The 20669-nt window shown below is 45.0% G+C and carries 16 protein-coding genes; 4 read left to right on the top strand and 12 right to left on the bottom strand.

The window, feature by feature from the left end:
- Nucleotides 1–24: 24 nt before the first annotated feature.
- From rpsI to zapE, 3 genes are all read right to left on the bottom strand, one after another.
- Nucleotides 25–417 carry a 30S ribosomal protein S9 gene (gene rpsI / locus AB4407_RS15100; protein ID WP_004740758.1) on the bottom strand — a complete coding sequence of 131 codons (393 nt, stop codon included), beginning with the start codon at nt 415–417 and terminating at the stop codon, nt 25–27.
- Between the two features lie 13 nt (nt 418–430).
- Nucleotides 431–859 carry a 50S ribosomal protein L13 gene (gene rplM, locus AB4407_RS15095; protein WP_010434689.1) on the bottom strand — a complete coding sequence of 143 codons (429 nt, stop codon included), beginning with the start codon at nt 857–859 and terminating at the stop codon, nt 431–433.
- Nucleotides 860–1106: 247 nt separating this feature from the next.
- Nucleotides 1107–2210, bottom strand: a complete 1104-nt coding sequence (zapE, locus tag AB4407_RS15090) for a cell division protein ZapE (RefSeq protein WP_372121130.1) — start codon at nt 2208–2210, stop codon at nt 1107–1109.
- Between the two features lie 219 nt (nt 2211–2429).
- On the opposite strand from zapE, the gene zapG reads away from it, so the two are divergent.
- The 3 genes from zapG to degS all read left to right on the top strand — a co-directional run bounded on the left by zapG (nt 2430) and on the right by degS (nt 5590).
- Nucleotides 2430–2885 (top strand): Z-ring associated protein ZapG, encoded by a 456-nt coding sequence (gene zapG, locus AB4407_RS15085; RefSeq protein WP_372121129.1) that lies wholly within the window; start codon nt 2430–2432, stop codon nt 2883–2885.
- A 126-nt stretch (nt 2886–3011) separates the two neighbouring features.
- Entirely contained in the window at nt 3012–4367 is a 1356-nt protein-coding gene (locus tag AB4407_RS15080; protein ID WP_372121156.1) for a Do family serine endopeptidase, read from the top strand.
- A 158-nt stretch (nt 4368–4525) separates the two neighbouring features.
- Entirely contained in the window at nt 4526–5590 is a 1065-nt protein-coding gene (gene degS / locus AB4407_RS15075; protein WP_372121128.1) for an outer membrane-stress sensor serine endopeptidase DegS, read from the top strand.
- 137 nt (nt 5591–5727) lie between these two features.
- On the opposite strand, the gene parC is transcribed toward degS, so the two are convergent.
- The 6 genes from parC to nudF all read right to left on the bottom strand — a co-directional run bounded on the left by parC (nt 5728) and on the right by nudF (nt 12690).
- Complete coding sequence (gene parC / locus AB4407_RS15070; RefSeq protein WP_372121127.1) at nt 5728–7986, bottom strand: DNA topoisomerase IV subunit A; 2259 nt, start codon at nt 7984–7986, stop codon at nt 5728–5730.
- Between the two features lie 3 nt (nt 7987–7989).
- On the bottom strand, nt 7990–9870 hold the full coding sequence (gene parE / locus AB4407_RS15065) for a DNA topoisomerase IV subunit B (protein ID WP_372121126.1): 1881 nt from the start codon (nt 9868–9870) through the stop codon (nt 7990–7992).
- 239 nt (nt 9871–10109) lie between these two features.
- On the bottom strand, nt 10110–10715 hold the full coding sequence (gene yqiA / locus AB4407_RS15060) for an esterase YqiA (protein ID WP_372121125.1): 606 nt from the start codon (nt 10713–10715) through the stop codon (nt 10110–10112).
- A gap of 15 nt (nt 10716–10730) precedes the next feature.
- Nucleotides 10731–11555 carry a 3',5'-cyclic-AMP phosphodiesterase gene (cpdA, locus tag AB4407_RS15055; RefSeq protein WP_009848963.1) on the bottom strand — a complete coding sequence of 275 codons (825 nt, stop codon included), beginning with the start codon at nt 11553–11555 and terminating at the stop codon, nt 10731–10733.
- Nucleotides 11556–11615: 60 nt separating this feature from the next.
- Complete coding sequence (locus AB4407_RS15050; RefSeq protein WP_372121124.1) at nt 11616–12056, bottom strand: DUF1249 family protein; 441 nt, start codon at nt 12054–12056, stop codon at nt 11616–11618.
- 4 nt (nt 12057–12060) lie between these two features.
- A complete protein-coding gene (nudF, locus tag AB4407_RS15045; RefSeq protein ID WP_372121123.1) occupies nt 12061–12690 on the bottom strand; it encodes an ADP-ribose diphosphatase in 630 nt (209 codons plus the stop codon).
- Nucleotides 12691–12917: 227 nt separating this feature from the next.
- Between nudF and tolC the strand changes: the two genes are divergently transcribed.
- A complete protein-coding gene (gene tolC, locus AB4407_RS15040; protein WP_372121122.1) occupies nt 12918–14243 on the top strand; it encodes an outer membrane channel protein TolC in 1326 nt (441 codons plus the stop codon).
- A gap of 102 nt (nt 14244–14345) precedes the next feature.
- Here tolC and hldE read toward each other — a convergent pair whose 3' ends face one another.
- From hldE to AB4407_RS15025, 3 genes are all read right to left on the bottom strand, one after another.
- Nucleotides 14346–15776 carry a bifunctional D-glycero-beta-D-manno-heptose-7-phosphate kinase/D-glycero-beta-D-manno-heptose 1-phosphate adenylyltransferase HldE gene (gene hldE, locus AB4407_RS15035; protein ID WP_065680187.1) on the bottom strand — a complete coding sequence of 477 codons (1431 nt, stop codon included), beginning with the start codon at nt 15774–15776 and terminating at the stop codon, nt 14346–14348.
- A 187-nt stretch (nt 15777–15963) separates the two neighbouring features.
- Complete coding sequence (gene glnE, locus AB4407_RS15030; RefSeq protein WP_372121121.1) at nt 15964–18813, bottom strand: bifunctional [glutamate--ammonia ligase]-adenylyl-L-tyrosine phosphorylase/[glutamate--ammonia-ligase] adenylyltransferase; 2850 nt, start codon at nt 18811–18813, stop codon at nt 15964–15966.
- Nucleotides 18814–19347: 534 nt separating this feature from the next.
- Nucleotides 19348–20604, bottom strand: a complete 1257-nt coding sequence (locus tag AB4407_RS15025) for a methyl-accepting chemotaxis protein (protein WP_012603193.1) — start codon at nt 20602–20604, stop codon at nt 19348–19350.
- Between the last annotated feature and the right edge of the window lie 65 nt (nt 20605–20669).

The following is a 20669-nucleotide window of genomic DNA, read 5'->3' as shown; positions in this document are numbered from 1 at the left end:
CGTGTACTTTTTCGTAAAGAAAAATTAACGCTTAGAGAATTGAGGTTTACGACGTGCTTTACGTAGACCAACTTTCTTACGTTCAACGCAACGAGCGTCACGCGTAACATAGCCAGCTGCACGTAGAGCAGGACGTAGAGTTTCATCGTATTCCATAAGAGCACGAGTGATACCGTGGCGGATTGCGCCAGCTTGACCTGAAATACCACCACCAGAAACAGTGATGTAAAGGTCAAGTTTCTCAGTTAGTTCAACTAGCTCAAGAGGTTGTTTAACAACCATACGAGAAGTTGGACGACCGAAGTAAACATCAAGGCTGCGCTTGTTGATTACGATCTCACCAGAGCCTGGTTTGATGAAAACACGAGCTGCTGAGCTTTTGCGACGACCAGTGCCGTAGTATTGATTCTCTGCCATTTTCATAATCCCCTTAGATGTCTAGTACTTGTGGCTGTTGAGCAACATGGTTGTGCTCAGTACCAGCGTACACTTTAAGCTTACGGTACATCGCGCGGCCTAGTGGACCACGTGGAAGCATACCTTTAACTGCTAGTTCAAGAACCATTTCTGGTTTCTTAGCAATTAGCTTTTCAAAAGTGATAGTTTTAAGACCACCTGGGAACTCAGAGTGACGGTAGTAAACCTTACCCTTAGCTTTGTTACCAGTTACAGCAACTTTCTCAGCGTTAACAACGATGATGTAATCACCAGTGTCTACGTGAGGAGTGTATTCTGCTTTGTGCTTGCCGCGTAGGCGAGAAGCGATTTCACTTGCTAGACGGCCAAGAGTTTTGCCTTCAGCGTCTACAACATACCAGTCGCGTTTTACAGTTTCTGGTTTAGCAACGAAAGTTTTCATGCTAATAATTACCTATTTAAAAAATTTACACTTAAGGAATACTCGCGTATTCCCACTGTCTAAGAGTTACCATTCATCACCCCTTCGAGTGTTGGAAAACTCTTGGCATAACGTGATTTTACTCATCGCTAGAGGCCCGCAGTAACGGTAGGTCGCAGGATTATAGAGAAGAGCGAAGAAAAAATCACCTCTTTTTGAACAAAATCACGATTTTTTTAATTCTCTTTCTTATTCGAGATAATCAAAGCTAACTTAAGTGTTCTTTAGCCAAATACTCATGGCTCTGCATTTCAATTAAACGCGACTGACAACGTTTAAACTCAAACTCTAGTTGACCATGGGTGTATAGTTTTTCTAGCTCCACTTCCGCTGAAATAATCAGTTTCACATTACGCTCATAGAACTCATCAACTAACGCAATAAAGCGTCTAGCAGCGTCATCGGAAGTCGCGCCCATTTGCGACACATCAGCCAATAGAACCGTGTGATATACCCGAGACAACTCAATATAATCGTTCTGGCTACGAGCTGACTGACAAAGCTGAGCAAAAGTACCATGCAGCACGCCATCACTCGCTTCGACTACATCCAATTGGCGGTGATTAACCTCTATTTGCTTAAGCTTCTCTTTATCTTCACCAACTAGCTGCGCGTAATATGTTTCGAGGTTAATGTTCGCTTGGCTATCCAGAGGGTAATGATAGATCTCAGCCTGTTCTAAGGTACGTAGACGATAATCAATGCCACTATCGACATTAAGAATGTGGCAGTTATCTTGAATGAGCTTAATAGCGGGTAAGAAACGCGCTCGCTGTAACCCGTTGCGATACAGATCAGCAGGTGGAATATTAGAGGTCGCCACCAAGATAACGTTTCGAGCGAATAACTCTTGGAACAAGGTTCCTAAGATCATGGCATCCGTGATGTCTGAAACAAAAAATTCATCAAAACAGATAATATCCACTTCTTGCTTTAGCTTGTCAGCCACTAGCGGTAACGGGTCACTAACATTACCTAGCGATTTTAACTCATCATGAACTCGATACATAAAGCGGTGAAAGTGAACACGCATTTTTTTTGTGGTCGGTAAGGCATCGTAGAACGTATCCATTAAATACGTTTTACCGCGCCCGACGCCGCCCCAAAAATAGAGGCCTTTTGGTGGCTGTGGCCGTTCTGACTTTTTGCCCATTAACTTCTGGAGTCGAGTCAGTTGAGGAATAGGGGCATTCATGTAATCTTGAAATTGATGAAAGAGTTCATCTAAATATTTAACGGCTTGTTCTTGTGCTGGATCTCTTTGAAATCCATGTTCTTTTATATCTTGTTCGTATTTTTTAATGGGATTCATGACGACATTTCCACAATGAAAGCGATATCAGACAGCAAATAAAAATGAGCCCAAACAGTACGAGGCATGTCGCTATGCGGTGAATAATTCAGCATCAAACTGCTAACTAGCGCACACGCATTTCTCTTTATACTGCGGCTTTCTCATAGTACCATGGAGCCGTATCACGTGTAACTAAGCAGTAATAAACATGTTAAAAAACAATAATAAGGAGCTGTTATGCCTTGGATGTATGCCGTTGCCGGTTTACTAGTCGGCGTTATTTTAGGGGTCGCTATTTCTCGTCTCATGACACCTGAATACAAAAAACAAAAGAACGTACAGAAAGAATTAGATAGCGCAAAATTTGCCCTTGAACAGCAGCGACAAGAGCTGGCTGATCACTTTGCGAAATCAGCAGAAATGTTAGACACCTTAGGTAAGGACTATACAAAGCTGTACCAACACATGGAAAAAACAAGCTCAGAGCTACTCCCTAACCTGCCAGAGCAAGACAACCCATTTGTGAAAACAGCCGCCGCTCATTCGGATAAGCCACAAGATAAAGCTTCTGTTAAAGAGACAACACTTGAGGAACAACCGAAAGATTACGCTAATGGCGCAACCGGTTTATTTACCGAGCAGAAGAAAGAAATAATAGATGCTCCCGATGTCGTTACAGCAAAAGCATCGTAAACATTTAACACTTCTGTGAACTTTACAAAGGTTTTTGAGTCATAACTTTCACTCAGGTCACTTGAAATTTCTCATACTTATACCAAATATGAGAGATGTAATACCTTAACTAAAGAGGAGTTTATGATGAAAAAACCTTTGCTTGCTTTATCAGTACTGACTTTAAGCTTAAGTTCAATCATCACCCCCATTCAAGCTACAGCCGCACTCCCATTAAGTGTGGGGAATGAACAATTACCAAGCCTTGCTCCTATGCTTGAACAAGTAACCCCCGCTGTGGTTAGTATTGCTGTAGAAGGCAAACAGGTACAACGCCAGCAAATCCCTGAACAATTTCAATTCTTTTTCGGCCCTGAACAAACACGAGAGCGTCCATTCCGAGGGCTAGGATCTGGTGTCATCATTGACGCAAAGAAAGGCCATATCGTGACCAATTACCATGTAATTAATGGCGCAGACGATATCAAAGTAAAACTGCATGATGGTCGAGAGTACGATGCTGAGCTGATCGGTGGCGACCAGATGTCTGATATCGCACTGCTTAAACTCGAAAAAGCCAAGAACCTTACCCAGATAAAAGTCGCAGACTCGGACAAGTTAAGAGTCGGTGATTTTAGTGTCGCAATTGGTAACCCGTTTGGACTAGGTCAAACCGTGACATCAGGCATTGTTTCTGCGCTCGGTCGTAGCGGCCTAAACCTAGAGAACTTTGAGAACTTCATTCAAACCGATGCAGCAATTAACAGCGGTAACTCTGGTGGCGCACTAGTGAACCTCAACGGTGAACTGATTGGTATCAACACGGCTATCCTAGGACCTAACGGAGGCAATGTCGGTATCGGTTTTGCCATTCCATCCAATATGATGACAAACCTGACAGAACAGATTCTCGATTTCGGTGAAGTAAAACGCGGCATGCTGGGTGTCCAAGGCGGAGAGGTCACCTCGGAATTGGCTGAAGCGCTTGGTTATGAGTCCAGTAAAGGTGCCTTTGTTAGCCAAATTGTACCTGATAGCGCAGCAGACAAAGCCGGATTGAAAGCGGGCGATGTCATTATCTCCATTAACGGTAAGCGTATTGATACTTTTAGTGAGTTAAGAGCCAAAGTGGCCACTTTAGGTGCAGGCAAACAGATCGAGTTAGGCGTGGTTCGTGACGGTAAGAATAAGACCTTTGACGTCACGCTTGGTGAATCCACAAATAGCAAGACACAAGCTGAAAAGCTCCATGAAGGCTTAGCTGGTGCTGAGCTCACCAACACAACCGACAGCGATTCAGCGACAGGCGTCAAGGTATCAAGTGTCGCTCAAGGTTCGCCAGCAGAAGCTTATCAGCTTCTTAAAGATGACATCATCATCGGGGTAAACCGCCAACCAGTTAAGAACCTTGCTGAATTTAGAAAGATTCTTGAAAAACAACCGGGCGTATTGGCGCTCAATATCCAACGCGGTGACAGGATTATCTACCTCGTTATTCGATAGTCATACGTCAGCGTAATAATAGGGAGGCTCGGTAAGTTTGCTTTAAACTTACTGAGCCCCCCTTTTCTTTAGATCAATCAAAATGCTATGCTTCACTAGTAATCAAGTCAGTCATCCATTGACGGATGCTTCATACCTTACTTGTTGAAGAGGGAAACATGCTGTCCTTTCTATTTCGTTCTATTTCCCTTGGACTCGTTTCAGCGGCGCTTATTCTTCTCGCATTCCCGAGTTTAAGGCCGGCGATTGTTGCAGACGTCACGAACCCTCAAGTCGATAATATTGGCTCTCTTCAGATCTCATTTAACCAAGCGGTGCGACGAGCGGCACCCGCTGTGGTCAATATTTATAGTCGTAAATACGCAGAAAGCGATCGCAACAAGCTACTCACTCAAGGATTAGGTTCAGGGGTGATTGTTAGCGAAAAAGGCTACATCATTACCAACTTCCATGTTGTTGCTCAAGCTGACCAAATAGTCGTGGCACTTCAAGACGGACGAGTAGCGGCCGCACAACTTGTCGGCTCAGACAAACGCACCGATATTGCGATACTCCGAGTCAGCGGTGGCAACTTACCTGTTATTCCACTGAACCCGAATTACAAAGCGAATGTCGGCGACGTGGTGCTGGCTATCGGTAACCCATACAACCTAGGGCAAACGACAACCTTTGGCATTATCTCTGCAACAGGTCGTTCTTCGATCAGTGCAGATGGTCACCAAGCCTTTATCCAGACCGATGCTGCAATCAATGAAGGTAACTCTGGTGGTGCACTGGTTAACTCACAAGGTGAGCTCGTCGGAATCAACACGGCTTCTTTCCAACAAGCTACCGACATGGAAACCTACGGGATCTCATTTGCAATCCCCTACTCACTTGCTAATAAAATCATGGAGAAGATCATCGCCGATGGTCGTGTCATTCGTGGTTATATTGGTATCGACGGACAAGACATCAATTCGGTGACATCACGCTTGCTCGGTACTAAGAATATCGGTGGTATTGTTGTCTTAGGCATTGACCCGAATGGTCCTGCAGTCGATGCCGGCTTTGAAGCACAAGATATCATTATCAGCATCAACAACACCCAAATTAGCGGACGACAGAGCGTAATGGACATTGTTACTGACCTTCGCCCGGGTACTATCATTGATGTTGGTGTATTGCGCAAAGGTGAAAACAAGACACTCAAGGTCACCATTACCGAAGACACACGCCTGTAGTCTTTATTTAGTTTGATTGCTAATAGCGAGTAACTCAAACCGCCAATTACAGAGACAAAAAGTATAGATACAAAAAACCCAGCTCTTAAGCTGGGTTTTCTTTTATCAATCAAAGCTAATGATAAACTCAATCAAAACTAGGCGTCACTAGGTTCATCGATATCGATGCGAGTCACACGCTGCAAACCTCTTGGGAGCAGGCCACCACGACGACCACGCTCACCACGGAAGTTTTCAAGGTCCGCAGGTTTCAAGCCAAGTTTACGTTTGCCCGCGTAAATAGTCAGCGTTGCATTCTCTGGAATAGCCATCAGATGCGATACAAACTCTTCTCGCTCTTTTGCTTTCGCAGAAGGGATGTTGATGATCTTGTTGCCTTTACCTTTACTCAGTTGAGGTAGGTCTTTAATCGGGAACAATAACATACGTCCTTGGTTAGTAATCGCTAGAATCTGGTTACTGTCCAAATCAGCAATCGGGCTTGGCATCATCACTTCAGAAGACTGTGGCAAGTTAACCAACGCCTTACCACTCTTGTTCTTAGACAGCAGATCGCTCCCCTTACAAACAAAGCCATAACCAGCATCAGAACCGACTAACCATAATTGTTCATTCTCTCCCATCACCACTTGGCGAATCGAAGTACCTGGGCTGATGTTCAAGCGGCCTGTAATTGGCTCACCTTGGCTACGTGCCGACGGTAATGAATGTGACTCAAGGGAGTAACTTCGGCCATCACTACCAAGGAACACCGCTTGTTGGTTACTCTTACCCTTAGCACTCGCTAAGAACTTATCACCAGATTTGTAGTTCAAGCCTTCAGCATCAACTTCATGCCCTTTAGCATGACGAATCCAACCTTTTTCAGACAACACAACCGTGATTGGTTCGCTTGGTACTAAGTCGCGTTCTGTCAGCGCTTTCGCTTCAGCACGCTCAATCAGAGGTGAACGACGATCATCGCCGTATTTATCTGCATCGGCTTGGATTTCTTTCTTGATCAACGTATTCAAGCGACGCTCTGAACCGAGTAGCTTTTCAAGCTTTTCGCGTTCAGCTTCAAGCTCTTCTTGTTCCGCTCGGATTTTAAACTCTTCTAACTTAGCTAAGTTACGAAGTTTAATATCAAGAATCGCATTGGCTTGAATTTCAGAGATATTGAAACGGCTCATTAGAACAGGACATGGTTCGTCTTCTGTACGAATGATCTCAATCACTTCATCAATATTAAGATAAGCAGCAAGTAAGCCTTCTAAGATGTGCAAACGTGCCAGTACTTTATCTAAACGGTACTGCAAACGACGACGAACAGTCGAGCGACGGAACTCAATCCACTCTTTCAGAATTTGAACTAAGCCTTTAACTTGAGGACGATTGTCTAAACCAATCATGTTCAAGTTAACGCGGAAGTTTTTCTCTAGATCGGTCGACGCGAATAGGTGACTCATCAATTGATCACAGTCGATACGGTTCGAGCGAGGAACGACAACGATACGCGTTGGGTTCTCGTGATCCGATTCATCACGCAAGTCGTCAACCATTGGCAGCTTCTTAGCTCGCATCTGGTTCGCGATTTGCTCAAGTAATTTCGCACCTGACACTTGATGAGGTAAAGCCGTGATAACAATATCAGAGCCTTCCTTATGCCAAACCGCGCGCATCTTGATGCTGCCACGTCCAGTACGGTAGATCTTTTCGATGTCCGACTTCGGCGAAATAATCTCAGCCTCTGTCGGGTAATCAGGGCCTTGAATGAAACCCATCACATCTGGAAGTTCAGCTTTCGGCGTATCAATCAAGTGAATCGCTGCGTTCGCCACTTCACGGACATTGTGAGGCGGGATGTCAGTCGCCATACCTACTGCGATACCAGTAATACCGTTAAGTAAGATATGAGGCAAACGAGCTGGCAACATCTGAGGCTCTTTCATCGTGCCATCAAAGTTGGGTTGCCAATCAACAGTGCCTTGACCTAGTTCACCTAGAAGAACCTCAGCAAACTTAGATAATTTCGCTTCGGTATAACGCATCGCAGCGAACGATTTCGGGTCGTCCGGAGCACCCCAGTTACCTTGACCATCTACCAATGGGTAGCGGTAAGAGAAAGGCTGCGCCATCAATACCATCGCTTCGTAACAAGCAGAGTCACCGTGTGGGTGATACTTACCTAATACGTCACCAACGGTACGTGCTGATTTTTTGTATTTCGATGCAGCTGATAAGCCCAGCTCAGACATCGCGTAGATAATACGACGCTGTACTGGCTTCAAGCCATCACCGATATACGGCAATGCACGATCCATGATCACGTACATTGAGTAATTTAAGTAGGCATCTTCGGTGAACTTGCGCATTGGCAGCTGTTCAACGCCATCATATGTAATTTCGTTAGACATCCATTATACCTCGGCCATATCACCGTTAGTCTGTAGCCATGTACGGCGATCATCTGCACGTTTCTTACCAAGCAGCATGTCCATCATCTCGTTAGTCGCTTCGCTGTCATCAATCGTTAACTGAACAAGGCGACGAGTGTTTGGATCCATGGTGGTTTCACGCAACTGAAGTGGGTTCATTTCACCCAGACCTTTGAATCGTTGCACGTTGATCTTAGCTTTCTTCTGCGATAGTCGCTCAAGCACACCATCTTTCTCTGCGTCATCAAGTGCGTAGAACACTTCTTTGCCGCAATCGATACGATACAGAGGAGGCATTGCCACATAGATATGACCCGCTTCAACCAATGCATGGAAATGACGAGTAAATAGTGCACATAGCAGTGTCGCGATATGAAGACCATCCGAGTCCGCATCGGCAAGGATACAGATCTTACCGTAACGCAGGCCTGACAAGTCATCGTTATCAGGGTCGATACCCAGAGCAACCGAAATATCATGTACTTCTTGTGAAGCCAATACTTGGTCCGCTGACACTTCCCATGTATTTAGGATCTTACCGCGAAGTGGCATAACCGCTTGGAACTCACGATCACGAGCTTGTTTAGCAGAACCACCCGCCGAGTCCCCTTCCACGAAGAAGATTTCAGTACGACTTAAATCTTGAACCGAACAATCGGTTAGCTTACCCGGCAGCGCTGGACCTGAAGCGATCTTCTTACGCACAACCTTTTTGCTTGCGCGCATGCGACGGTGAGCATTCGCAATACAAGCTTCAGCTAACTGTTCTGCCAGTTGTGGTTTTTCGTTCAACCACAAGCTAAAGGCATCTTTTACCACCCCAGACACAAACGCTGCGGTTTGACGAGAAGAAAGACGTTCTTTTGTTTGACCAGCAAATTGCGGATCTTGCATCTTCACCGATAATACATACGAACAACGATCGAAAATATCGTCACCCGTTAACTTAACGCCACGCGGTAGAAGGTTACGAAATTCACAGAACTCACGCATTGCATCAAGCAGGCCTTGTCGAAGGCCGTTTACGTGTGTACCACCTTGCTTAGTTGGTACTAAGTTCACGTAACTCTCGGTGATCATATCACCGCCTTCTGGCTGCCAAATAATCGCCCAGTTCGCCATTTCTGTTTCAGCAACGAATTCGCCAACATACGGTTCTTCAGGCAGTAAGGTGTAACCTTTCACGCCTTCGGCAAGGTAGTCTTTTAGGCCATCTTCATAGAACCATTTATGCTCTTCGCCACCGACTTTGTCGATAAAGGTAATTTCTAAACCGGGGCAAAGCACTGCTTTGGCACGTAGGTTGTTAATCAGACGCAGTGTCGAAAATTTAGGGCTATCGAAATACTTAGGATCAGGCCAAAAATGTACAGATGTACCACTGTTACGATGCCCACAAGTGCCCGTTACAGTCAGTTCTGTTACAGCATGACCACCTTCAAGGGCAATTTCATGTACCTGACCGTCACGGCGAACCGTCACTTCAACACGTTTTGACAACGCGTTTACCACCGAGATACCTACCCCGTGCAAACCACCTGAAAACTTGTAGTTATTGTTCGAGAACTTACCGCCAGAGTGGAGCTTAGTTAAAATCAGCTCAACACCTGAGATGCCTTTTTCAGGGTGGATATCAACAGGCATACCACGGCCATCATCCGTCACTTCTAACGATTGGTCAGCATGCAACACGACTTTAATCTTCTTAGCGTGTCCCGCTAGTGCTTCATCAACCGAGTTATCAATGACTTCTTGGGCAAGGTGGTTTGGTCTTTCTGTCTCGGTATACATTCCCGGGCGATGTCGCACGGGGTCGAGACCTTCAAGTACCTCGAGGTCTTTTGCATTATATTGTTCAGTCATAATACGGAGTTTACTCAAAAAGTTTGCGTCAGTTCGCTGGCTCTAGTTTGACTAAAGCGAAATCATTACTATGAACCGTCATAGTAGAGCGAACGAGCGAAGTATTGGGGAATATAGTCTGGAAGCTGAGTAATGATGTCAAGCTAGTTCAAAAACTAAGGCATCAAACTATGATATTTCACCACTGATAGATGAAATAACAGTCAAACAAGAGAAAATTACTTGATTGCTGAAACAGATTAAAGATTTAGAAAGGTGATGATTTGTTGGGGGTAGCGTTCAAAATTAACAAAGCTATGATCCCCGCCCTCTTCTACTGTCTGTACTGCACCTTGGTACTTCTCTACCGCTTGTCGGTAATCCAGAACTTCGTCTTCCGTTTGCTGAAGTAACCAGAAGTCACTCGGCTGAGCGATAGCCGGAACCTCTAACGCCTTCAGTTCATTAATATGTTTTGTTTCCAGAACATATCGCTCTTCTGTGTATGGATTTACTTGTTCACCTAAATAGTCAGCAAGAAGCTCATACGGCTTAACGGCTGGGTTCACAACCACAGCTTTAAAGCCGTAGTGACTATTCAGCCATGTTGAAAGATAGCCACCCAAAGAGCTACCTACCAACGCTATCTGATATTGCTCTTTATATTGCTCCACCAGTTGCTGCAAATAAATGGACGCTTGCTGAGGAAAACTCGGCAATTGAGGTGTCATCACCTTGATATCAGGACGATGCTCCGCGCAATAGTCAGCCATCACCGTGGCTTTGTGAGAACGTGATGAACTGTTAAAACCGTGAATATAGAGAAGCAGTGGCGGCTTAGCGGCTTGCTGTTCAGAATCAAACATCAATAGCGACCTTCATTAATAACCAGCGGCTTCAAAATCAGGTAAGAATTGTCCATGAGGTAAACGGCGAACTTGCGTGCTTACTGAGCCATCTTGATGCAATTCAATCTCTCTCCAACCAGGCGACAAAGTATCAACCGCAAAGTCATCTGAGTTAGGTTTGAATTGAACACAAGTCGACGGTGTTGCCATGACTTGTACACCATGATGATCTCGATTCATGTCTTGATGAACGTGACCACACAGTACCGCTTTCACATTGGTGTGCTGTTGAACCACTTCCCAAAATTGATCAGCATCTTTCAGGTTATGTTGGTCCAGCCATGCACTGCCAACCAATAGTGGATGGTGGTGCAGCAGAACCAAGGTATTACGTTCGGGAAATTCGGTTAGCTTTTGTTCTAGTAGATCAAGCTGTTGATCACTGAGACGTCCGTGAGGCACGCCAACCACTTGCGAGTCCAGCATCACCATCTGCCAATTATTACCTAGCAAGACATGCTCAACGCACTGTATTTGTGGTGATGGTAAAACACTGCCCATATTCGGTTTGAAGTCATGATTCCCTGGCAACCAGTAACACGGTTTATCCAAAGGTTGAATTCCTGACTCAAATTTTTGGTACGACTCAGCACTGTGATCTTGAGAAATATCACCAGTTGCTAAAATCGCTTGATAGTCAAAGCCCTGACTAACAATGGCATCGACTACAGCACGAAAGCTATCTTGAGTGTTGATGCTTAATAAGCTGCCATTGCTCGGCGCAAATAAATGCGTGTCCGTTAGCTGTACAAGCTTAATACTGCTCTCATCAAATTTTGAAGTGTGTGATAATTCCAAAATAACAAATCCAGATACGTTACTGTTTAAGACTTTAAAAGTGTTTTTAAATCAGCTCAATTAAAAAGAAACTGGAGTTCGGCTGATACCTGTTTTTAAACAAAACGTTAACCATTCCCCAAGAAATTTATTCAATTGAAATTTCTCATCCTTTTGCAGAAGTTTTGTGTTGGGATAGTCATATTTTGCTTTGACTCGCGAAAAATCCCCGCTAGCACACACTTCTGCAACTCGAGCGTCGTGATATAGCCTGACAGACATTTTTGGCAAAGGAAACACTGGCATCTCGTCACTCTGACATATATCTATTAATGTGGTGTATTTTGTGACCTCATTCACTGTCAGTTGATACACCATATTAACGGCTTGGTAACAGCGAACGTCACCAACCTCATGCCCAGCCGGTAACAGAGCATTAAGTTTGGCATAGTTAGTCTCGTAAACTCGCATCAATTCAGCCAGATCGACATGATACGGTTTTTTGACTGCTATATTTGGCATGACGTTAATCTACCCACTCTGACTTTAATTCATGGTAGTTCAATTGTAGCCACTGCAACGCAATGATCGTGGCGCCATTTTCAAACACACCGTCTTTTACTAACTGATAAGCGGCTTCACGACTCATCACTTGCACGCGAATATCTTCACCTTCGTAATCCAATCCGTGAACCCCTTTTGCTGTCGTGGCGTCAACACAACCAACAAAGACGTCGAGCTTTTCTGAGCAACCGCCGGATGAAGGATAATACGAAGTAATAGGCAATACAGATCCGACTTCGACCCCCGCTTCTTCCATCGCCTCACGACGAGCAACATCTTGTGGTGATTCATCGGTATCAATAATCCCCGCAACAATTTCGTATTGCCACGGGTTCTCATACTCTAGAGCACCGACACGGATCTGTTCGACGATCACGACTTCGTCACGTATAGGATCATAAGGTAGCAAAGCGGCAGCATGTCCACGCTCAAACATCTCACGCTCGATTGGTTGGCTCCAGCCGCCCTCAAACAGTCTATGTTTAAATGTGTACTTAACCATTTTGAAAAAACCACGAAACAGCGTCTCTTTTGAGACTATTTCCACATCTTGCGGAGTAAACTCATGTCGTTGATTGTCATACTGTTGCATTTGGTACCTCACTAAGTGATCTTTATAGTTTACTCATTGTCCGAGTTAACTACCAAGGATAAGGTTCAACTTTTAGTATAAAACTTATAATTAAAGTTAAGTTTTAAAAAATAAATATTGCACAAGTGGACAGTTAACTGTAAAAAAGTGCAAAGTTTCGAGTAAATTACCACCAAAGTGGGTTAAACTCTTTTAAAGAAAATTCCATTAAAGGCAGGAATAGGAAAATGAAAAAACTGCTTCCACTATTTATCAGTGCAGCAATTGGCAGCCTGAGTTCGTCAGCTTTCGCTGATACGCTAGCTGAGGTTTACGACCAAGCAAAACAGAACGATCCACAACTTCTTCGTTCAGCAGCGAAGCGCGATGCCGCTTTTGAAGCAGTAACGTCAAGCCGTAGCTCTTTGCTACCGCAAATCAACCTGAACGCGAACTACGATATCAATCGCGGTGAACGCGACAATGACTCAAGTGGTACGTCAAATATTGACAATAATCAATGGGGTGTTGGCGTTGGCTTCACACAAGAGCTGTACAAACGCTCTTCTTGGATCACGCTAGATACAGCAGAGAAAACAGCTCGCCAAGCTGATTCTGCTTATGCAGCAGAGCAACAAGATCTGATCCTTCGTGTTGCGACCGCATACTTCGAAGTACTTCGTGCTCAAGATAGCCTAGAGTTTGTTCGTGCAGAGAAAGCAGCAGTTGCTCGTCAACTGGAACAAACTAAGCAGCGCTTTGAAGTCGGCCTTTCAGCAATCACCGATGTGCATGATGCGCAAGCTCAGTACGATGGCGTATTAGCAGACGAAGTTTTAGCAGAGAACACTCTGATTAATAACTACGAAGGTCTACGTGAAATAACTGGTCAAGAGCACTCTAATCTAAACATTTTAGATACAGACCGTTTCTCAGCAAGCAAGTCTTCTGAATCTGCTGTTGCACTGGTTGAGCAAGCACAAGAGAAAAACCTGAAGCTATTGGCATCACGTATTGATCAAGACATCGCTAAAGATAACATCACACTAGCAAGTTCTGGCCACCTACCTAGCCTAACCTTAGACGGTAACTATTCTATTGCAGATCAGTCAAAAAGCTCTCAAGACTACGATCAAGATAACCTAAACGTCGGCTTAAATTTAGTTGTGCCTCTATACACAGGTGGTAGTACAACTTCTTTGACTAAACAGGCAGAATACAACTACGTTGCAGCAAGTGAAGATCTTGAAGCGACTTACCGTAGCGTTGTGAAAGACGTTCGAGCCTTCAACAACAACATCAGTGCTTCAATTGGTGCGCTACGCGCTTACGAACAGTCTGTTGTTTCTGCTCAGTCTGCTCTAGAAGCAACAGAAGCAGGTTTTGATGTTGGTACTCGTACGATTGTTGACGTACTTGATTCAACTCGTCGTCTATATGATGCGAACAAAAACCTTTCAGATGCTCGTTACAACTACATCCTAAGTGTACTTCAGCTTCGCCAAGCGGTTGGTACGCTAAGCGAACAAGACATTGTTGATGTAAACGCAGGTCTAAAAGTCGCAAGTAAGTAAATCTTAATTACTCAAGTTGCAGTTACAAAAATGCCGCTCATTCATTGAGCGGCATTTTTATTATCTGTTCAAAAGCGAGCATAGAAGCTAAGAGACTGAAGGTTAGCCTCGGCCGCCTTTGATCGCTTTAATGATTTCAGTAGTCGAACAACCATCTTCAAAGTTAAGCACTTTAACTTCACCGCCAGCCGCAATAACTTCCGCACCACCAGCAATCTCTTCAGGTTTGTAATCACCACCTTTCACAAGAATGCTTGGAAGAACTTCAGAGATCAAACGTTGCGGTGTATCTTCAGAAAACGGAACAACCCAATCAACCGCACCTAAACCAGCTAGTACCGCCATACGACGATCAGTTGGGTTCACAGGACGACCTGGACCTTTTAAGCGTTTCACTGATTCATCCGTATTCACAGCAACGATCAAACGATCACCCAACTCAGCAGCATGGTTCATGTAAGAGACATGTCCCGCATGCAAAATATCAAAGCAGCCATTAGTCATAACAACTTTCTCGCCTTTCGCACGAGCACGTTTCACAGCTTCAACTAGAGCAGCTTCAGAGATCACACCGTAGTCAGTATCTTGGCTACCATGAATCGCTTCCGCTAACTCAATCGTAGACAACGTCGATGTACCCAGCTTGCCGACTACCACGCCAGCTGCAGCATTTGCTAATGCACACGCTTCGTCAAGTGGCTTACCTGCTGCAACTGAAGCTGCTAATACTGAAATAACGGTATCACCAGCACCAGTAACGTCATATACTTCTTTTGCTTGGGTCGGTAAGTGGAATGGTTCTACGCCTTTACGGAGCAATGTCATTCCATGCTCACTACGAGTCACTAACAAGGCTTCAAAATCAAACTCTTCGATTAACGCGAGCCCTTTCTCGATCATTTCATCTTCAGACTTAACCTTACCGGCAACCAGCTCAAACTCCGCCATGTTTGGCGTAAGTAATGTCGCACCACGGTAGCGTTCAAAATCTGCACCCTTAGGATCGATAAACACCGGAACGTTCGCTGCGCGCGCTTTTTGAATAAAGCTCTGCACATGCTCCAAAGCACCTTTCGCATAATCAGATAAGATTACCGAGCGTACATTAGGAAGCGCTTGCTCCATGCGAGATAAAACAAGCTCAGGATCCGTATTCTCAAATTTGTCTTCAAAATCAAGACGGATCAACTGCTGTCCGCGGCTCATGACGCGCAATTTTGTGATGGTCGGGTAATCCTCTAACTCAACAAAATCACACTTAACCTTTAATGCACCCAAGGTATTTTTCAACACCTCCGCAGGCTCATCTTTTCCAGTCAAACCAACGATATGAGCATGACCACCAAGAGAGGCAATATTCATTGCTACGTTGGCAGCACCACCAGGGCGCTCTTCGTTATTTTCTACTTTAACAACGGGCACAGGTGCTTCTGGTGAAATACGGCCAGTAGGGCCATACCAGTAACGGTCAAGCATTACATCACCGACAACAAGAACGCCTGATTGGCTGTAGTCAGGTAGAATTGGTTTCATTGTGGATCTCCAAAAATCGAATCTGGCTAGAGTCTAGCACACTGATTAGAGTGGCTAAACCATAGAAAAATGAGTGAAAGCCTAACTCGATAGATACTCTAGCAGCTAAGAAGTAGCGAATAAGCAGCTAAGAAGTCGATAAGCGATCACTCAATGATAATTACGTAACTGTTAAGAAATAGTTCCGTTACGCTTCCATCCATTGCTTCCATGCCTGAACAACATGTTCCCTTTCCATTTTAAATTTATCAATCGCCACGTCCGCATCAAGGTTGAGTAGGTTTCGGTGATGGATTTCATCTCTTAATGTTGTATAGGCATTAGTTAATGCCATGCCTTGCTGTTCGTCCATAATCCCTTGTGACAACAGACTTTCAAAGATTCGTACATTGTCACACCAACGAGTCAACTTAGGTTTTTCATTACTGTATCGAAGTACTAAATATTGCGCCAAAAACTCAATATCGGTGATACCACCCGCATCTTGTTTCAGCATGAATCGATCGGCTTTTTTTCCACCGAGGTGCCCGCGCATTTTTTCACGCATATCGACAACGGATTTTTTAAGTACAACTTCATCTCGAGTCAAACACAAAATCTCATGGCGAGTCTTGTTAAATGCCGAAGCCAATAAGTCATCACCATAAATCATACGAGCGCGAGTCAAAGCTTGGTGCTCCCAAGTCCACGCATCATTGTGCTGATACTCGTCAAAAGCATCGGTTGGACTCACTAATAGACCAGAGACACCTGAAGGGCGCAAGCGAGTGTCGACCTCGTACAAAATACCAGAAGCAGTTCTGGTCGAGAAAATATGAATAATGCGCTGCGCCAATCTCAGATAAAATTGGCGTCCGTCGATCTCTTTCTTACCATCAGTATAGATGTGTACCGGGCAATCGTGCATGAATACGATATCGAGATCGGAGTTATAACCAAGCTCCCAACCGCCGACTTTGCCGTAACCAACCACGGCGAAGCCACGGCCTTCACGATCTTTAACGTGGGTAGGCTCCCCAAACTTGGCTGTCACTTGTAACCAAGCTTGATTGATGCCGGCCTCAACAATCGCTTCTGCTAAATAAGTTAGATGGTCGCTTACCTTCATAACAGGTAAAACGCCCGCAATATCAGCGGCTGCAATTCTCAAGATACAAGTCTGTTTAAACTGACGCAGCCCCTCCATCTGTTGTTCCATGTCATCTTCAGGAATACGGGCTAGATAATCACGCAACTCGGTCTTGTAAGATTCTAAAGGCACGGGATTATAGAGTTGCTGCGGATCAATTAGTTCATCTAACAGAATTGGATAACGCCCCAACTGCTCCGAGATCATCGGGCTCGCTGTACATAAGCGAACGAGTTGAGTCAGAGCAGCAGGATGTTCATCAAGCAGCTCTAGATAGGTAGTTCTAGTCACTATCTTTTGCAACAGGTGCAGCACTCGAGACAAACCAAATTCAGCATCCTTGGCGGTGTAGAGCGCTTGAAACACTTTAGGCATTAATCGATTGAGTACTTCACGTCCACGAGGGCCAAGGGTTTTCTTAGCCAAATCAGCTTTAAATTGGATAATGGTTCTCGCCGCTTGCTGCGGGTTAGCAATCGCGATGTCATGCTCTAGAACCTGCTCAATCACGTCTTGCTTATGAGCCATATCCCACAACTCACTAAAGTGACTCGCGATTGGGTTAGCATCATCTTCATCAACCCCAATTAGGTCTTCGAATACGGTGTGAACATTCGCCATATGAGCACGGGTCGCATCAATCAAACCATCCCAATCTGCAAACTGCATGGCGACAGCAAGTTGCAACTGTTCGAAATCGCCATCAGGTAAGGTTTGAGTTTGCTTATCAGACATCGCTTGTAATAGGTTCTCAAGGCGGCGTAAAAACAGGTATGCCTCACGTAAGTGACCGACTTCTTCTGCTTCTAATAAATGAAGAGATTCAATCGCACTTAACGTCTCCAACAAACCTCGACCACGAAGGATCGGTTCACGTCCACCACGAATCAGTTGAAAGACTTGAGCAATAAACTCGACTTCACGAATGCCACCAGAACCAAGCTTAATGTTGTTTGATAAGCCACGACGTCGCACTTCGCTACTGATCATCGACTTCATTCGGCGCAGAGATTGAATCGCACTGAAATCAATATATCGACGAAAAACAAACGGACGCAGCATCTGGCGGAGCTCTTGGTATTCAGGGTACATTTCGCTGCCCATCACACGCGCCTTAACCATTGCGTAGCGTTCCCAGTCACGGCCTTGTTCTTGGTAATAGTCTTCAAGAGCAGCATAGCTCATGACCAAAGGGCCGCTCTCCCCGAATGGACGCAAGCGCATGTCGACTCGATAACAGAATCCGTCAAAGGTTTGCTGATCAAGCGCCTTGATAATACGTTGCCCCAAACGCGTGAAGAACTGCGCGTTGGCGATACTTCTTCTTGCTCCTTGGGTTTCACCATTCTCAGGGTAAGTAAAAATTAGATCGATATCGGAAGAGAAATTCAGCTCACCGCCACCTAACTTGCCCATACCTATGATCAACATAGGCTGCGCTTCACCTTGCTCGTTACAAGGTGTGCCCCACTCTTTACAACAAATATCGTACTGCCATTGATAGGTCTCGAAGATCATCGCCTCTGCTAGCATCGACAAATGATTTAAGCTCTGTTCTAGATCCCATGAGCCCATAAAGTCACGCCAAGCAATGTAGGTCATCTCTCGATTACGAAATTGGCGCAGTACACGTTGACCGCTCATTTCATCAACACAACCAGAAAGTAACTCGGCCAAACGCTTACGATACCCTTCTGCACGCTCTTGGCATCTCAGCATCTCTGGCAAGGTGCTGGATAAAATCGAGTCACGCTGTAAACAATCACCAACAAAACAGCTCAAGCCTAATACACGCTTGAGCTCGGCAATCAGTGGCTCAGGCCAAGTGTTAATGGCGTCACTTTGATGCTCTAATAATTGCTCAAAAGCAGACTGGGAATGAGTGACGAGTAGAGAAGGCAATGGCATGTTTCTTCCTTGTGTAAGCTGCGCACCGAACAATTGGCTTGTCGGTTCAGTTCTTCAATAACGAGTTCTAAAAACTAATGATTAGTTATACCAAAGTTCTGCCAATAAAAAACGCCCACATTAGCAATGTGGGCGTTTTATCAGTGAACTTATCAAGTAAAGCCTTTATCTCTAATAACAAGTCTCCGTGGCCAAACCTCTAGGGCGTGTTGATCTTTCGAGCTGGTTTTTGCAGCGAGTTGCTGGGTATTTATACAAGGCAGAGGCTTTGATGTGTAGCTAGCCTACATGAGAAGCCGATAACGTAGTAGAAATGACCAGCAAACGCTGCCTGAAGGGTTCGAGCTGGGCGCCCCCGCAAAAAGCGTTTTACTCTTTGTTGAGGGAGATTTGCTTAGAATGACTAGGCTACTTCCCCCTCGCCGCGATTAAAACGCTTTTATCTCGAACAAAATTTAACCTCGAAAGGTCAACACGCCCTAGGAATAGACCTTTAGATCTTACAAACTAGAGCTCAAGACCGAGAACTGGGGATTAAACCTTAAACTGCTTAATCTTACCGTCTAGCTCTTGTGCGTTGCTTTCCATGATCTCAGAAGTCTCGAGAAGCTCACCCACCACCACTACGGAGGCTTCAACAAGCTCACGAACATTGGTCAGATTGACACTCATCTCTTCCGCCACACTAGTTTGTTGGCCTGCAGCAGTCGCGATCTGGAAGTTCATATCATTAATCTGGTTTACCTGACTTACGATGCCATCAAGCTCAGAACCAGCGTTAGTCACTAGGTCTACGCCTTCAGCCGCTTCAACAACACTCTTTTCCATCAGCTCTACAGCCGAGTTAGCACTGCTTTGTAGATGGCTGATCATATCTTGAATTTCTACTGTCGCTTGCTGAGTACGTTGCGCAAGGTTACGAACCTCATCGGCAACAACCGCAAAACCACGTCCCGCTTCACCGGCACGCGCGGCTTCAATCGCTGCGTTCAAAGCCAATAGGTTCGTTTGCTCTGAAATGCCTTGGATAGTACCAACCACACTGCCAATCGAGTCTACGCGCTCTTCTACTTGGTTTACCGCTGCTGCAGAGGCTGCGATGTCCGAAGAAAGCTCACTCATCTTAGAAACAGAACCTTGAACGAACTTCTGACCTGTTAGAGCTTGACCTGATGCTTGCTCAGTAAGAGAAGAAGCACTTTGCGCGTGCTCAGCCACGGTTTGCACAGTAGACGTCATCTCGCTCATTGCTGTCGCTAGTTGGTCGATTTCGTTAAATTCTTCCTGAGCTGAATCTTTGGTTTCGGACATGCTGATGGTCATCACTTCCGTCAGGGCAAACAACTCATCAGAAGAGGCCACCTGAGTTTTGATCATGTCATTCAACTGGACTCGAGTTTTTTCGAGTTCTCGTGCCACATCACCGTATTCATCTTTACAATCCATATGAATAGGCACTGATAGGTTCTTATCGGCCATGGTTTTAATGGCGTCATTGAGGTATTGAGTTTGGCGAAGCATAACGCGCGCTGCCGCCAATAGAAGAACCACAAACACAATGATCATCAAGGCTGTTTGCCAAGCCACTTGAACTAGGTAAGTCTCGTAATGCTGCTGTGCAACTTGTGCATTGTTAGTGACTGCAAGTAATGAATCGTAAAACGCACTTGCGTCCCATAGCTGCTTCGAAATAATCAAGATAGTGCTGAAAACCATCAGCATGATCATTTTTGGAACGAGACGGATGTCTGAGATAATCCTTTCCCACGGCTTGAATGACAGTTTAGTCATTGTCAGTTCTCCATTAACTCTTATATATTGATGGCTTCTATATCCGCGAGATGGCTATGTCAGTC

Source organism: Vibrio sp. 10N.261.46.E11 (assembly GCF_041472735.1).
In the GTDB taxonomy this organism is placed as follows: Bacteria; Pseudomonadota; Gammaproteobacteria; order Enterobacterales; family Vibrionaceae; genus Vibrio.
Note: the sequence above shows the minus strand (reverse complement) of the source record. Positions and strands in the feature narration are given on the sequence as shown.